At 62.2% G+C, this 14,792-nt stretch carries 11 protein-coding genes; 2 read left to right on the top strand and 9 right to left on the bottom strand.

The window, feature by feature from the left end; all coding sequences use genetic code 11:
- Positions 1-55 precede the first annotated feature (55 nt).
- The 4 genes from H040_RS18060 to H040_RS18050 form a co-directional block, all read right to left on the bottom strand.
- On the bottom strand, positions 56-982 hold the full coding sequence (locus H040_RS18060; RefSeq protein ID WP_256208037.1) for a hypothetical protein: 927 nt from the start codon (positions 980-982) through the stop codon (positions 56-58).
- 371 nt (positions 983-1,353) lie between these two features.
- Positions 1,354-3,141 (bottom strand): DUF262 domain-containing protein, encoded by a 1,788-nt coding sequence (locus H040_RS18055; protein WP_027917721.1) that lies wholly within the window; start codon positions 3,139-3,141, stop codon positions 1,354-1,356.
- Positions 3,142-3,226: 85 nt separating this feature from the next.
- Positions 3,227-3,352, bottom strand: coding sequence for a hypothetical protein (locus H040_RS27810; protein WP_256208038.1), 126 nt, complete (start codon positions 3,350-3,352; stop codon positions 3,227-3,229).
- A 143-nt stretch (positions 3,353-3,495) separates the two neighbouring features.
- Positions 3,496-5,058 carry an MFS transporter gene (locus H040_RS18050; protein WP_050437186.1) on the bottom strand — a complete coding sequence of 521 codons (1,563 nt, stop codon included), beginning with the start codon at positions 5,056-5,058 and terminating at the stop codon, positions 3,496-3,498.
- A 248-nt stretch (positions 5,059-5,306) separates the two neighbouring features.
- Between H040_RS18050 and H040_RS18045 the strand changes: the two genes are divergently transcribed.
- Positions 5,307-6,170, top strand: a complete 864-nt coding sequence (locus H040_RS18045; RefSeq protein WP_027917722.1) for a LysR family transcriptional regulator — start codon at positions 5,307-5,309, stop codon at positions 6,168-6,170.
- A gap of 359 nt (positions 6,171-6,529) precedes the next feature.
- Here H040_RS18045 and gabP read toward each other — a convergent pair whose 3' ends face one another.
- The 3 genes from gabP to H040_RS18030 all read right to left on the bottom strand — a co-directional run bounded on the left by gabP (position 6,530) and on the right by H040_RS18030 (position 10,826).
- Entirely contained in the window at positions 6,530-7,921 is a 1,392-nt protein-coding gene (gabP, locus tag H040_RS18040) for a GABA permease (RefSeq protein WP_027917723.1), read from the bottom strand.
- Positions 7,922-8,352: 431 nt separating this feature from the next.
- Positions 8,353-9,696, bottom strand: coding sequence for an MFS transporter (locus tag H040_RS18035; RefSeq protein WP_027917724.1), 1,344 nt, complete (start codon positions 9,694-9,696; stop codon positions 8,353-8,355).
- Positions 9,697-9,875: 179 nt separating this feature from the next.
- Positions 9,876-10,826, bottom strand: a complete 951-nt coding sequence (locus tag H040_RS18030; protein ID WP_027917725.1) for a 2-hydroxyacid dehydrogenase — start codon at positions 10,824-10,826, stop codon at positions 9,876-9,878.
- Positions 10,827-10,925: 99 nt separating this feature from the next.
- Here H040_RS18030 and H040_RS18025 point away from each other — a divergent pair, with 99 nt between their 5' ends.
- Positions 10,926-11,813: a LysR substrate-binding domain-containing protein gene (locus H040_RS18025; RefSeq protein ID WP_027917726.1), complete on the top strand. Its 888-nt coding sequence runs from the start codon at positions 10,926-10,928 to the stop codon at positions 11,811-11,813.
- 156 nt (positions 11,814-11,969) lie between these two features.
- On the opposite strand, the gene gudD is transcribed toward H040_RS18025, so the two are convergent.
- Positions 11,970-13,325, bottom strand: a complete 1,356-nt coding sequence (gudD, locus tag H040_RS18020; protein ID WP_027917727.1) for a glucarate dehydratase — start codon at positions 13,323-13,325, stop codon at positions 11,970-11,972.
- Between the two features lie 19 nt (positions 13,326-13,344).
- Positions 13,345-14,697 carry an MFS transporter gene (locus H040_RS18015; protein ID WP_027917728.1) on the bottom strand — a complete coding sequence of 451 codons (1,353 nt, stop codon included), beginning with the start codon at positions 14,695-14,697 and terminating at the stop codon, positions 13,345-13,347.
- Between the last annotated feature and the right edge of the window lie 95 nt (positions 14,698-14,792).

Below are 14,792 nucleotides of genomic sequence, written 5' to 3'. Positions count from 1 at the left end.
GTTGGGTCCGGATTCTACGGGAGGGAGGTAACTACAGAGCCATCTATGTCCAGGCTTACAGCAACTGCGCGTAGCCCAAGGCACCGGCGATGACACCGATCACCACACCACCTACCAGTCCGATCACCAGCTTCAATTTTGCCTGTTGTTCCAGCGAAGTGCGGGCAGCTTCGCTCTGGCGCAGGCATTCGCTCAATTGCGATTGAGCGGCCTGCAACTGAGCCCCTTGCTCTGTAAGTTGCTGCTGACTGCGCTGGAAGTCTGCGCGCACACCTTGCAACTGCTGGCCAACTTGCTGCAGTTCGCCCTGGTTTCTGTCCAGCGCTCTCTGGCTATCCGCCAGACGCGTTTCGGTGCCCTGCAGCGTCTGCCGAGTGCTGTCCAGATCGGTTGTCGCAACACTCAGGCGCTCTTTGCAGTAAGCGTAATCCTGCTGGGTGTGTTCAAGCTGCTGACGCGTGCTTTGCAGATCACGTTGGGTCTGGTTGACCAACGCGCCGATGTCGTCGCCGAGCGTGGCAATGTCTTCACAGAAGCTGACATAGCGGGTGCTGAGCGCTTCGATAAGTTCGTCGCTTTTGCTCGAGAACACCGCCTGGATATCGCTGGCAGTCGCCTGGTTGCGCTCAATCAGGGCCTGGCGCTTCTTCTCTTCGAAAAGGATGCGCAGGCTCTCGATGATGGTGCTCTTGCCGGCGTTGGTTTCACCGAAGAACGCAATGGTGAAGTTCTCCCATTCGGCGTGCTTTTCCAGGTAGGCAATTTCGCCGTCGAAGCGCGACTTCATTTCACCGAGCTTTTCCTTGACGCTTGCAAGGTGCGCATTTCCCTTGTCATTGCTGACATCCAGTCTGGAGACATCGTCCAGGGCAGTGGCAATGTCGCTCGCTACCCGAGCGTAAAGCTTGGAGAAATCTTGAGCCTTACTCATATCGTTCCCTAATCGTCCTCGGCCGGATCCAATTCGCCCGGAAAGTTGCATTTTGCCATTACGACTGTCAAGTTCACTTGGGTCGCATCGACACCCACCATTTGGCGAGTATTTGCTGTATCGGCCCGCTCAGCACTTTTCTGCATAGAGGGCCGCCACAGCGTGGACAGCACTCGTACCACTGCCCTGGTAACAAGGCGTCGCTGGCGGGGGCGACAGTCTTGCTCCAGCTACATTTCGAACATTCAAACCTGTAAGGCATCGGACGAATCGGCATTGTCTTTCCCCTGCATAGTTCACCTGCCATCCATTCCAAGGCACGCAAGTGATCCGTTGAGCAGCCTGACCGCCGCCCACCCCTGTGCCAAATTGGCCAAGGCCCGGAATCGGAGCGGCGGTTCGTGCTCGTCAGTCGTAGCGGTTTACACCTCGACCAGGTCAGCCGACGTCAGCGGCCAGCGTTTCACCGCAAAACTGGCCAGCGCCTGGCTCCGCTCCACTACGGCGTTCTTCGAGTAAGCGGGGCTAGCGTTGGCACCACCGGCGGCTAATGCCTTGATCACGTTGAACTGCGAATTCCTGTAGAGCTTGGGTTCGCTCATCTTCTTCTCAGCAGAACAATTGCTGCATGCACTGTTGATACGTTTTTCCAACGGCGCCAGGTTACCGATCAGGTGGAGATGCTCGTAGTACGACTCCGTACTGTGGAAGCCATACATGCGCACACCGAACGTGGTTTCTTGAGGCAGGATGTGCTCGATCGTCAGACCCTCAGTGTTGATCAGCACCAGGTCGGCGATATCCAGATCAGGCTGGCCCATACCACGTCTCGCCGTACCTTCGGCCTCGAGAAGAATGCGCGGAAGGCCTGGGTTTCTGAACATGTCGTCATTGGCCAATTTGGCCTCGAAGCGGGCACTGGGCATGAAGCGCTGGCAGAAATACACCAGGCGCTCGGCAATCTGCAGCGGGCTCAAACGACCGAAATCGCGCATCAGTGCGGCCATGTCCGCCTGCGGGTTGGTGCCCTGCAACTTGAATACGCGCAAGTCCGCCAGTTCGACCAGTTGCAGCAAGGTGTAATCCAGATGCTCCGGCACGCGAACATCAAGCATCTGCTCATTGTGCAAGCGCACCAGCAGCGGGTAGAGAGTCGCAGCCAGGTCCTGCACCACCAGCAGCAAGTACAGTTCACGATTACTGCGGGTAGCTTCAGCCAGTGCCAGCAGGCCTTTGAAGAACCGTTCCAGGTCGCATACGTAATCTTCGATGAAAGCGGCCAGACGCTCAGGGTCGTTGCGCATGCCTTTTAGTGCAGGCTTGAGGAACGACTCCAGCACCGTCTCCGAAGTAGCGCCATGATCCGCACCCGCTTGCACGTCATGCTTTTCGCCGTCAAAGGCGAAGTAGTGATAGCGCAGCACATCGTCTTCACGAAAAGGGTCGCGATTTATCACACGAATCTGGTAACCCGTTTCTCCAGCCAGCTTCTTCAAGCGGCTGAAGCAGCGGAACGCCTCGCCGAAACGTTCGGAAACCAAGGCATCCAACTGGCCGTCCAGAAAGCGGTTGGAGTAGTAGATCAACAGGCTTTTGGCGATATCCATCTTGGCCAGCGGCACGCCACGATCATTCACCGACTGGAACATGCGGATGGCCTTTCCTTCGTTGACCTCGGTGAAATCCAGCACCTCAAGGCGGCTGATCGCCAGCAGCCAATCTTTGATGGCTTCCTGTCCCTGGCGGGTCCTGATATCTGCCACCCGCTGACGAATCCACTGATGGGCTAACAACAGACGCTGCTGCCCATCTGACTCCGGTTGTGGGTGCTGATCGTTAAGCAGCGCTGAGAAGAACGCTTGGTTGACGCCAAGTACCGTGAATTTCGGGCCGTGCACCGGATGCTTGATGTAAGTGCCCCGGTAATGCTCCTTGATCGCCGGCTCCTCCACCGCATCTACCAGCGCCTCGAGCAGCAGCGTCAGCGTCGTCAGGCGTTGTTGGCCATCCACAACCTTGACCGGTGCCGCCTTGCCCGTCTGGGAGAGGATGAAAGTACCCAGGTAATGGCCTCCATCCAGTTCCATGGCCTCTTCGATATCCTCGAACAGGTCATCGATGTTGCTGGTCGTCCAGGCGTAGTCGCGCTGGTAGGCGGGAATCTCCAGGGTCTTCCCGGTGAAGAACTGCTCGATGGTTTGTGTTGCCAAGATCCGTTTCCTTGTGTGATCGGCGGGCGCTAAGCCGCTCCCAGCCTATCCCGGAAGATAGCTTTTTGCCATGATTCAGCGCACATCACACCTCGCTTGTTGCTGCCTCCCGCGCCTCTTTCTCGCGCTTCATCTCGCTGTACTCGCGGTACAGCTCATAGCCTTTGGTGGCGACCACGATAAAACCGACAACGGCAAAGATATTCTTCATGGCTGATCACTCCTGGTTGATCGACTGTCTGCCAATACCCTAAGCAAAAAGCCACCATCCCGTCCAAGCTGTGCATTAACACAGGTAAACAAACACAGCGGATTTCGGATCATCGGACACACCACACGCTTCGAGATGCACTGTTAACCCCGAGTACGTGTAAAGTTTTCAGCCATTGTGTTTCGCGTTACACCGCCCTCCTGTTGCGCAAGAGGGCGACTCAGCAATACGCCGACCACCACCGCCAACAGCAACGCGCACACCCCGGCAACCTGCAACAAAGCCTCGAACCCGCCCATGAACGCGTCACGCGCCAACGGCGCCGCTGCTTCACGTAAGCCCGGTGGCAGCAACGCCAAAGCAGCCTGCAAGTCACCCGCAGCGACACGCGTGGCCATCCCCCCCACCTTGCCGACCTGCTCAGGTGCCAAGCCCACCATGGCCTCACGCAACAGCTCCCCACTGCGTGCAGCCAGCACGCCCCCGAGCACACCAATCGCCAACACAATCCCCCCAAACCGCGTAGTCGTACTCAACCCAGAAGCCATCCCGGTACGCTCCCGCGGCACACAAGCCATGATGTTCTTCTGCGTATCCCCATTCAGCAGCCCCGCCCCCGCGCCCAACACCAGGCTGGCCAGGGCAAACGCCACATACCCGCCAATCCCGACAGCCCAGGCGCACAGCAGATTCCCCACCCCCACCAGCACCAGCCCCAGGGCAAACACCTGCGCCGGGCTCAAACGCACAGCCAACCGCATCCCCCACCGCGGCGTCAGTAACATCGCCACGGCAAACGGCAACATCCCCGCCCCGGCCGCCAGCGCCGACAGTTGCAGCCCGTTCTGCAGATACAACGGCAACAACGTCATCATCACTTGCGCACAAGCGGCGTACGCGAACATCCCCAGCAAGGCCCCAATGAAGCGCCCGCTGCGCATGAGCTGCAGGTCGATCATCGGCCGTTCCTGGCTGCGTTCGACCATGATGAACAGGCCGAACAGGAACACGCTGATCAGCAGCCGCCCAAGCGTATCCACGCTGGTCCAGCCAACCTGGTTGGCCTCGATCATCGCCCAGATCAAACAGCCCAGGCTGCCAGCGAAGGTCAAGCTGCCCATCGGGTCGAGCCGGGCGGCATCGCTGTCGCGGGACTCTTCGATACTGCGCAGCACCATCAGCGCCAGCACCGCCACCAGCGGCAGGTTGATGTAGAAAATCCAGCGCCAGCCGAGGGTGCTGGCGATCACGCCGCCGAGCAGTGGCGCGAAGGTGATGGTCGCGCCCATGCACGCGCCCCAGAATGCCCAGGCGCGCATGCGTTCCTGGGGTTCGTGGAAGCGGTGGCCGATGGCGGCCAGGGCTGAGGTCAGCAGCATTGCCGCGCCCACGCCTTTGGCCGCGCGGGCCAGGTCGAGGAACAGCAAGGTGGGGGCAGCGCCGCAGGCCAGTGAGGCAATGGCGAACACGGCCAGGCCGATCAGCAGCATACGCTGACGGCCGAAGCGGTCGGCCAGGCTGCCGGCGGGCAGCAGGCAGGCGGCAAAGGCCAGCAGGTAGGCGCTGACCACCCATTCGATATCGGCGAACGAGCCGGACAGGTCGCGGGCGATGCTGGGCAGGCTGACGGCGACGATGTTGGTGTCGAGGATGATCAGGGCGCAGACCAGGGAGGCGGTGAGCAGGGTGAAGCGTGCTGAGGGCATGGATGGCTCCGGTGAGTGAGCTGGTTGGCTGGTCTGTGGGATCGCCGGGGCTGCGTTGCAGCCCTTTCCGACCGGTCCGGCGCCCCCGGCAACGCAGCTCCTGCAAGGGAACGCATAGCTTGTGGGCGCTGGCTTGCCGGCGATAGGTCGCGCAGCGGCCTCCTGCATGTTGGACTCACCTTAATGCCAGCAGCCCCGAAGCTTGTTAGCCTCAAGGGACCGCGTCATTAGCTTGCAGGTAACACCGCATGGAAATCCGTCACTTCCGCTACTTCCTCTGCGTCGCCCGCCACGGTCACTTCACCCGTGCCGCCGAGCAGCTGGGCATCGCCCCGCCCACGCTCAGCCGGCAGATCCAGGACATGGAGCGCGAGCTGGGCGTGCGGCTGTTCGAGCGCAACCAGCGCGAAGTGAACCTCACCGCCGCCGGGCAGGCGTTGCTGATCGAAGCCGAGCAGGCAGTGCGCCAGTTCGATGCCGCGCAGTTGGGCGCGCAGCGTGCCGGGCGCGGGGAAAGCGGGCGCATCGAGCTGGGCTACGTGGCGTCGGCGGCATACTCGGGCATGCTGCAGCGGCAGGTGATCAGCTTCAGCGATGCACACCCCGGTGTGCGCCTGAACATCCGTGAACTGCCCATGGTCGAGTTGCCGGGCATGGTGCGTGATGGCCTGCTCGACCTGGCCTATGTGCGCTCGCCGATGGAGTTGCCAGAAGAACTCGAAGCCATCGCCCTGCATCAGGAAGGCTTCGTGCTCGCCCTGCCCGCCAGCTCACGGATCAACGAACTGGCGCAGATTCCGGCCGCGCGCCTGGCCAACGAGACCTTCATCCTGCCGGAGCAGATTTCCGGCACGCTGGAGGCGGCGGCGCAGGGTGGTTTCGTCCCGCAGCTCGGGCCACAACCGGGCAGCCTGGTGGCGGTGATTACCTTGGTGTCGCTGGGGCAAGGGATCGCAGTCGTGCCGGAGTCGGTGGTGCAGCGCATCAGCCTGCCGCAAGTGAACTACCGGCGGATTGCCGATTGCCAGCCCAGCTCGTGGTTGAGCCTGGTTTACCGGCGCTTCGAGAAAGCGCCGGCGGTGAACAGGTACATCGAGATGGTGGGCGATTAGTGGCCGAACAATTTGTCTCACGACTGGTGAGACTTTTATCTGCTGCCTGGTGTTCGCCGTGATGTTTTCAGCGCCTGGTAGATCGAGCGCCGCCCGCGCGGCGCATCGCGGATAAATCCGCTCCTACATCTGTTGCAACGTGGCCATGCCTGTGAGGCCATGGTTGTCAGCCCTGACACATGACTTGAGTCCTACAGGGCGGCTGACAACCATGGCGTTACAGGTTCGGCACGTTGCAACGCGATGCGCCGCGGGGGCGGCGCTCGATCTACCAGGCGCTGAAACCATCACGTGGAAAAACAAAAAAACAAGGGCACCCATCCACGGGTGCCCTCGCCCTTGTTGCAAGGTGAACTCAATCACCCTATCGACCGCGCCCCCACCGTTTGCGCATGGCCCCGCGAGGTCACGATCCCCAGGAAGGAAATCACGATCGCCAGGCCCAAGGTCGAACTCACTTCCGCCCGGTGCTCAGGCGTGTACATCATCACCGCCAGTGCACCGGCGATGAAGATGATCACCGCCCAGGTCAGGTACGGGAACAGCCACATGCGGAACTTCAGCTCGGTGTTCTCGCGCTCCAGGCGGCGGCGCATGCGCAGCTGCGAGATGGCGATGACCATGTACACCAGCAGCGCGATGGCACCGGAGCTGGCCAGCAGGAACTCGAACACGCCCTTGGGTGCGAAGTAGTTGAGAATGGCGATGGCGGCGCCGATCAGGGTGCTACCGAACACGGCGGCGCGTGGCACGCCGACCTTGGAGGTCTTGTTGAGGAACGCCGGGGCGTCGCCGCGTTTGGCCAGCGAATACATCATCCGCGAAGCGATGTAGATCGACGAGTTCATGCAGCTGGTCACTGCCACCAGCACCACCAGGTCGACCATGAAGGCGGCGTTGGGGATGTTCATGATTTCCAGTGCGCGCTGGTACGAGCCCACCACCGCCAGCTGCGGGTCGTTCCACGGCACCACCGAGATGATCACGAAGATCGACAGGATGTAGAAAGTGCTGATCCGCCAGATCACCGAGCGGGTGGCCTTGGCGATGTTGCGCGAAGGGTCGCTGGATTCGGAGGCGGCGATGGTCACGGCCTCGGTGCCGATGAAGCTGAACATCACGGTGATGAACGCACCGATGACTGCAGACCAGCCCTTGGGCGCAAAGCCGCCATGCTCGGCGATCAAACCGTTCAAGCCACTGACCTCACGGTTCGGCAGCCAGCCCATCAGCGCTGCAAAGCCCAGGCCGATGAAGCCGAGAATCGCCGTGACCTTGAGGATGGCGAACCAGAACTCGAACTCGCCGTACTTGGCCACGCTGAACAGGTTGGTGCCCGCCAGCAACAGCACCGAGGCGAGGGCAAAGATCCAGCTGGGGATATCGGGGAACCAGGCGTTGAGCACATGCCCCGCCGCCAGTGCCTCGATGGGAATCACCAGCACCCAGAACCACCAGTACAACCAGCCGATGGTATAGCCGGCCCAGCGGCCGATGGCCTGGTCAGCATAGGTAGAGAACGATCCAGTGTCCGGATGCGCCACGGCCATTTCGCCGAGCATGCGCATGACCAGTACCACCAAGGTCCCGGCCACGAAGTACGAAATAATGGTGGCTGGCCCGGCCGCCGCGATGGCGTGCCCTGAGCCTACGAAAAGTCCTGCGCCGATGATGCCGGCGATGGACAGCATCGTTACATGACGTGGCTTGAAACCTTGTGCAAGGTTGCCATCAGATCCCACGGTGTTCATTGATCTTGTTCTCTTTTTGCTGACACAAGGAAGGACGGGCAGGCGTAGGCGAAAATATCTCCTTTCAAATCAATAAGTCGACATGTTGCTGGCGGTCTGTTGTTGATCTTTGGCACGCGTCACAGAGCAAGATGCCGGTGTGGTTCGGGCTTCATTTAAGCCCCGCGGGGCTGTGGGAAATTACACGAGAACGCCTCGGAACTGTTCGATCACGACAGCGCATTTCCAGAAACGCCAGATGTCGCGAATGGCATATCCGATTACGCCAGCGGGGCATTTGAAGCTTTTGTTTTTCATCTGGATGTGTGTCGCCAGGCCCGGCCTCTTCGCGGGCAAGTCGGGGCGCCGAACCGCCGCTCCCACAGGATCACCACCGTGACACAAACAAAAAAGCCCCGGTCTCCCGGGGCCTCTGTTGCTCAGGCGTCTGCCTACGCCTGCCCAGTGCGCTCGAAGCGCGTGGCCAGCAACAGGTAAGCGAAGATCCCCAGCACGCCATGGGCGGCCACGAACCAGAGTGCGTTGTGGAACGAGCCGGTGCTGGCGACCACGTAACCGATCACCAACGGGGTGACGATGCCGGCGATGTTGCCGATACCGTTGAACACGCCGCCGCAAAGGCCGACCATCTTTTTCGGTGCCACATCCGACAGCACCGCCCAGCCCACCGCCGCCAGGCCTTTGCCGAAGAAGGCCAGGGTCATCAGGGCGATCACCGCCGCGTTGCCATCCACATAGTTGGCCAGCACCAGGCTGGTGGACAGTGCCATGCCGATCACGAATGGCGTCTTGCGTGCCTTGGACGGGTGCACGCCGCGGCGGATCAGGCAGTCCGAAACGAAGCCACCGAGAATGCCGCCGCTGAAGCCACAGATGGCCGGCAGCGCGGCGACCCAGCCGGCTTCCATGATGGTCATGCCACGGCCCTTGATCAGGTAGATCGGGAACCAGGTGATGAAAAAGTAGGTGAGCGCGGTGATGCAGTACTGGCCCAGGTACACCGCCCACAGGTTGCGGCTGGTGAACAGCTGGGCGATCTCGGCGCGGGTCGGTTTGCTCTTGGCCGTCTTGCGTTCCTGCTCCAGGTCGACCAGGGCACCGCCTTCGCGCATGTAGTCGAGCTCTTCGCGGCTAAGCCCCGGTGCGCTGTGCGGTTCGTGATAAAGACGGAACCACACTACGCTCAGCACCAACCCCAGCACGCCCATCCAGATGAACACCTGCTCCCAGCTCAAGGTGTGGGTCATCCACGCCATCAGCGGGGCAAACACCACCACCGCCATGTACTGCGCCGAGTTGAACAAGGCTGACGCCGTGCCGCGTTCACGGGTGGGGAACCAGCAGCTGACGATACGCGAGTTGGCCGGGAATGCCGGTGACTCCACCAGGCCGAGCATGAAGCGCATGGAGAACAGCGCCACCGCCGCCGACACCCCGGCCAGGCCCAGCCAGCCAACCGTGCCCTGCAGCAGGGTGAACAGTGACCAGAGGATCAGGCTGATGCCATAGACCCGGCGCGCACCGAACCGGTCGAGCAGCCAGCCACCGGGGACCTGGCCCAGGGCGTAGGCCCAGGCGAAGGCCGAGAAGATCATGCCCAGCATCACCGGGTCGAGGCCCAGGTCTTTCAGTACCTCGGTGCCGGTGATCGACAAGGTGGCGCGGTCGGCGTAGTTGATGACGGTGATGACGAAGATCAGCGCCAGGACCAGGAAGCGATGGCGGCCGACCCCTGCCACGGCCTGCGGTGCGGCGACGGCGGATTTGCTGTTCATGTGGACCCTCTTGCTTCTCGGTGGAAGCGATTGTTTTTGTACAGAGAAGGTGTGGCCCTTTGGGGCCTTGTGTTGCCTGTGCAGGCCTCTTCGCGGGAGAACCCGCCCCCACAAGGTCATCCACAGTTTTCAGCACCTGTGGAGAACCCTGTGGGAGCGGCTTTAGCCGCGAAAGGGCCCTAAAGGTCGATCACCCGATTCGGCGGCACCTCGCCCCTGAAACAGGCTTCAAGGTTGTTCAACACCATGCGCCCCATCTCCAACCGGGTCTGCAGCGTGGCGCTACCTCGATGCGGCTGCAGGCTGACCTGGTTCAGATCACGCAACGCCGGCGGCACATACGGCTCGTCGACAAACACATCCAGCCCGGCCCCGGCGATGTGCTGTTCCCGCAACGCCTCGACCAGCGCGTCCTCGTCAACCAACTTGCCGCGCGCCACATTGACCAGGTACCCCTCCGGCCCCAGCGCATCGAGCACCTCGGCCGTCACCAGCACCTGGCCGCCATCGGCAGAAGCCGCCACCACCAGTACATCCACCGAGCGCGCCAGCTCGACCAGATTGGCCTCGTAGCGATAACCCGTTTCTGGCTGCTCGCGACGCCCGTTGTAGGCAATGCGCATATCGAATGCAGCGGCACGCCGGGCGATGGCCTTGCCCACCTCGCCAAGCCCGACGATACCCAGTTCAATGCCGCTGACCTTGCGCGCCAGTGGCAGGTTGACCGTGCCCCACAAACCGTCGCGCACCAGCCGCTCACCCTCGCCCAGGCGGCGCAGGGTACTGATGATCAGGCCCATCGCCAGGTCGGCCACATCCGCGGTGAGCACACCCGGTGTGGTGGTGACATGGATACCGCGGCTGGCCGCGTGGCGCAGGTCCACGGCGTCGGTGCCGATACCGCTGATGGCGATGATCTCAAGGCTGGGCAACTGGTCCATCAGCGCGTTCGACAAGCCCTTGGCACCGCCGGTGACTACAGCGCGAATGCGCGGGCCAACCTCGGCGAGCAGCTGTTGCGGGTGGTCATGCTGATACAGCCGATGCACCTGGTAGGCACTGACCAGCTGGGCCTCGATGGCTTCTGGGACGGGCTGGGTCAACAGTACGTCGATGGGATTGTTGTTCATCCTGGGCATCCGGCAGTTCGAAGACATGACTCGATGCTAGGCCCGCATTTGATACAGGTCTAATATAGATAATGGATCGAATAATTCAGGAATTGAATCATGGAGCTGCATCAGTTGCGCTGCTTCGTCGCGGTCGCCGAAGAGCTGCATTTCGGCCGCGCCGCCACCCGCCTGCACATGACACAGCCGCCGCTGAGCCGTCAGATACAGCTGCTGGAACACGCCCTTGGGGTACTGTTGCTGGAGCGCAACAACCGTCAGGCACGCCTGACCCTGGCCGGGCAAAGCTTTCTTGAAGATGCCCGGCGTATCCTGCAAGTCGCCGAATCGGCCAGCCAGTCGGCGCGGCGTATCGCCCATGGCGAAGCGGGCCGCCTGACCCTGGGTTTCACCGCTGTCGGCGCCTACAGCATGATCCCGCGTTTGCTGGTGCATGCCGGGCAGACCCTGCCGGACATCGAACTGGTGCTCAGCGAACGCGTGTCCTCCACCCAGGTGCATGACCTGGAGGCCGGCCTGATCGATGTTGGCCTGGTGCGCCAGGTGCTGCCCAGTGCGCGCGTGGAATACCTGCCGGTCCACCGCGAAGCGTTCGTCGCCGCCCTGCCCGCCGGGCATGCGCTGGCGGCGCGCGAGCGGCTCAGGCCCAGCGATTTCGATGGGCAGCCGTTCGTGATGTACAGCGCTAACGAAGGGCGGTATTTCCATGACCGCATTGCCAATCTGTTTGCCCGGCATGGGGTGCAGCCGCGGTATCTGCATCAGCTGGGGCAGACGCATTCGATCCTGGGCCTGGTCAATGTCGGGCTGGGTTGCGCGGTGGTGCCGGCTTCGGCGCAGGCATTGCGCCTGGAGCAGGTGGTATTCAAGCCGTTGGTGGGGATCGAGCAGCAGGCGGAGATCTTTCTGGCGTTCTGCCGGGACAACCCGAACCCGGTGCTCGGGGGTTTTGTGGAGATGGCGCGGGCATTCTTCGAGCCTGAATGAACCCGAGCTGCACTGCTTTTTGTAGGAGCGGCCTTGCGTCGCGAAAGGGCTGCGAAGCAGCCCCAGCAATTCATGCATCTGCGCTGACATCCTGAGGCCGCTTTGCAGCCCTTTCGCGACACGAGGCCGCTCCTACAAGTGCTGACAAGCTATGCCTTAACGCACCAGGCAAGGCCGCTTGTTATCGAAGCTCCAGCCCGGAATCAGGAACTGCATCGCCACGCTGTCATCCCGCGCCCCCAGCCCCATGTTGCGGTAGCACTCATGGGCCTTGGCCAGCTGGTCTTCATCCAGCTCCACCCCCAGCCCCGGCCGCGCCGGCACCCGCACATGGCCATCGACGATGCGCAGCGGCTCACGGGTCAGGCGCTGGCCGTCCTGCCAGATCCAGTGGGTATCGATGGCCGTGATTTCACCCGGCGCCGCCGCCGCCACCTGGGTGAACATCGCCAGCGAAATGTCGAAGTGGTTGTTCGAATGCGAGCCCCAGGTCAGGCCCCAGTCGTTGCACATCTGCGCCACCCGCACCGAACCCTGCAAGGTCCAGAAGTGCGGGTCGGCCAAGGGGATGTCCACCGACTGCAGCTGGATCGCATGGCCCATCTGCCGCCAGTCCGTGGCGATCATGTTGGTGGCCGTCGGCAAGCCGGTGGCTCGGCGGAACTCGGCCATCACTTCACGTCCCGAGTAGCCGTTCTCGGCACCGCACGGGTCTTCGGCATAAGCCAGCACATCGTGCTTGTCGCGGCACAGGGCGATGGCCTCCTTCAGCGACCAGGCGCCGTTCGGGTCGAGGGTAATGCGCGCTTCGGGGAAGCGCTCGGCCAGGGCTGTCACCGCTTCCATTTCCTCCTCGCCACGCAGCACGCCGCCCTTGAGCTTGAAGTCGCTGAAGCCATAGCGCTGCTTGGCGGCTTCGGCCAGGCGCACGACGGCTTCCGGGGTCAGGGCCTTTTCGTGGCGCAGGCGGAACCAGTCATCATCGGCATCGGCTTCGTTGCGGTAGGCCAGGTCGGTCTGCTGGCGGTCACCAATGTAGAACAGGTAACCCAGCATCTTCACCGCCTCACGCTGCTGGCCCTCGCCCAGCAGTGCCGCCATCGGCACGTTGAGGTGTTGGCCGAGCAGGTCGAGCAGCGCCGCCTCGATAGCCGTCACCGCATGCACGGTGATGCGCAGGTCGAAAGTCTGCAGGCCGCGGCCGGCGGAGTCGCGGTTGGCGAAGGTCTGGCGCATGGCATTGAGCACGCGCTGGTAATGGCCAATCGGTTGGCCGACCACCAGGCTGCGGGCGTCTTCCAGGGTCTGGCGGATCTTCTCGCCACCGGGCACTTCGCCAAGGCCCGTGTTACCGGCACTGTCGCGCAGCACCACGACGTTGCGAGTGAAGTACGGGCCGTGGGCGCCACTGAGGTTGAGCAGCATGCTGTCGTGGCCTGCCACTGGGATCACGCGCAGCTCGGTGACAACCGGGGTGCTGGTGTGAACGGCGGGATTGGTCTGCATATTCATGGTTGTTGTCTCGCAGTCATCAGTGGGTCTGGCCCAAGGCCGAAGGGGCCTTGAGGTCGTCAGAAGGAGCGCCCTTCGGGCGAATGCGTACGAAGAAGATGGCGATGGCCGCCAGCACCGAGGTCACGGCCAAGCCATACAGCCCGCCCTGGATCGACCCGGTCTGCTGCTCGAGCAGGCCGAATGTAGTGGGGGCGACGAAGCCGCCGAGGTTACCGACCGAGTTGATCAAGGCGATCACTGCCGCCGCGATGCGGGCGTCCAGGTAGCCCTGTGGGATCGGCCAGAACAGCGACGAGGCCGACTTGAAGCCGATGGCGGCGAAGCACACCGCGACAAAGGCGAACACCGGCCCGCCGGTGGTGGACATGAACATGCCGATGGCAGCGACCACCAGGGCGCCGGCCACCCAGGCCTGCTGGAACTTCCAGCGCGTGGAACCGGCGGCGAAGGCATACATGGCAATGATCGAGATCAGCCATGGGATCGAGTTGAAGAAGCCGACCTGCAGGTCGCTGAGATCGCCCATACGCTTGATGATGCTCGGCAGCCAGAAGGTGGCAGCGTAGATGGTCAGCTGGATGCAGAAGTAGATGAGGCAGAACAGCACGATCTGGCGGTCCTTGAGCAGGCTCCAGGTCGAAGGCTTCACCGCGCCGACGGCTTCGCGCTCACGCTGCTCACGGTCGATGGTGGCGACCAGCGCGTCCTGTTCGGCCTGGCTCAGCCACTTGGCATCCTGCGGTTTGGAGTCGAGCCAGAAGAACACGAAGAAGCACAGGGTCACCGAGGCCATGCCTTCGATGAACAGCATCCACTGCCAGCCATGCAGGCCCAGGCCCTGGATCTGCATCAGTGCGCCGGCCAGCGGCCCGGAAATCAACGACGCCAGGGCGGACCCGCTGAGGAAAATGGCAATCGCCTTGCCGCGTTCGGCGGCCGGCAGCCAGCGGGTGAAGTAATAGATCACGCCGGGGAAGAAGCCCGCCTCGGCAACACCCAGCAGAAAGCGCAGCACGTAGAACTGGGTTTCGTTCTGCACGAAAGCCATGGCGGTCGCCACCAGGCCCCAGGTGAACATGATGCGGGTCAGCCACAACCGCGCGCCGACCTTTTGCAACAGCATGTTCGAGGGCACTTCGAACAGCGCATAGCCGATGAAGAACAGCCCGGCGCCGAAACCAAAGGCGGCGGCACTGATGCCCAGGTCGCTTTCCAGGTGCGGGCGGACGAAGCCGATGTTGACGCGGTCGAGGTAGTTGACGATGAACATGATGACGAACAGCGGCAGGACGTGGCGCTTGACCTTGGCCACGGCACTGGCCAACGCGTCGCCTTCATGCCGGGCAGACGGAGCGAGGGTGTCGTTCACTTGTGGATCTCCCACTAATTGTTTTTGTGCGGGTCGAAGTTGTCTGACATGACAGTGGCACGGAGCATATGCGCAGCGAGGTTGTACGACAAGAC

The sequence above is a fragment of the Pseudomonas sp. URMO17WK12:I7 genome (assembly GCF_003269045.1).
Classification (GTDB): domain Bacteria; phylum Pseudomonadota; class Gammaproteobacteria; order Pseudomonadales; family Pseudomonadaceae; genus Aquipseudomonas; species Aquipseudomonas putida_J.
This window is presented reverse-complemented; position numbering and strand designations above follow the sequence as displayed.

Excerpts from the sequence above, each read along its gene's own strand:
- H040_RS18025 (WP_027917726.1), top strand. The coding sequence starts at position 10,926 with ATGGAGCTGCATCAGTTGCGCTGCTTCGTCGCGGTCGCCGAAGAGCTG.
- gabP (WP_027917723.1), bottom strand. The coding sequence starts at position 7,921 with ATGAACACCGTGGGATCTGATGGCAACCTTGCACAAGGTTTCAAGCCA.
- H040_RS18035 (WP_027917724.1), bottom strand. The coding sequence starts at position 9,696 with ATGAACAGCAAATCCGCCGTCGCCGCACCGCAGGCCGTGGCAGGGGTC.
- gudD (WP_027917727.1), bottom strand. The coding sequence starts at position 13,325 with ATGAATATGCAGACCAATCCCGCCGTTCACACCAGCACCCCGGTTGTC.
- H040_RS27810 (WP_256208038.1), bottom strand. The coding sequence starts at position 3,352 with ATGAAGAATATCTTTGCCGTTGTCGGTTTTATCGTGGTCGCCACCAAA.
- H040_RS18030 (WP_027917725.1), bottom strand. The coding sequence starts at position 10,826 with ATGAACAACAATCCCATCGACGTACTGTTGACCCAGCCCGTCCCAGAA.
- H040_RS18050 (WP_050437186.1), bottom strand. The coding sequence starts at position 5,058 with ATGCCCTCAGCACGCTTCACCCTGCTCACCGCCTCCCTGGTCTGCGCC.
- H040_RS18060 (WP_256208037.1), bottom strand. The coding sequence starts at position 982 with ATGCAACTTTCCGGGCGAATTGGATCCGGCCGAGGACGATTAGGGAAC.
- H040_RS18045 (WP_027917722.1), top strand. The coding sequence starts at position 5,307 with ATGGAAATCCGTCACTTCCGCTACTTCCTCTGCGTCGCCCGCCACGGT.